Raw genomic sequence first — 339 nt, 5'->3', positions numbered from 1 at the left:
GCGATGGCGAAACAGCATGAGCAGGCCAATCCCCATCAACGCACCCCCGGCAACCGCGGCATAGATCGGGTTGAGCGTGTTGAATTCCACCAGCATCGGGGTCAGCTTCGAGAAGGCCGAGACCAGACCTACGGCGATGAAGGTCTTGATGGTAAACGCCTTGCCCATGCGTTTGAAAGCCAGCCAGTAAAAGGGCAGGTTGATCACAAAGAAGATCACGCCAAACGACAGCCCGGTGGCATGTTCAATCAGAAGGGCAGCGCCGGCGGTACTGCCGGTAACAAGGATGCTTTCGCTATAAAGCGTGACACCAAGCGACACCACCATGGTGCCCAGCAA

General features: G+C 56.9%; 1 protein-coding gene. It reads right to left on the bottom strand.

What is annotated here, in order from left to right; genetic code table 11:
• The coding region (locus B2T33_RS01845) for a YitT family protein (RefSeq protein ID WP_286791018.1) at positions 1–339 on the bottom strand (339 nt) is incomplete at both ends.

Source organism: Thalassospira sp. UBA4513, from assembly GCF_002388495.1.
Taxonomy (GTDB): Bacteria; Pseudomonadota; Alphaproteobacteria; order Rhodospirillales; family Thalassospiraceae; genus Thalassospira; species Thalassospira tepidiphila.
This window is presented reverse-complemented; position numbering and strand designations above follow the sequence as displayed.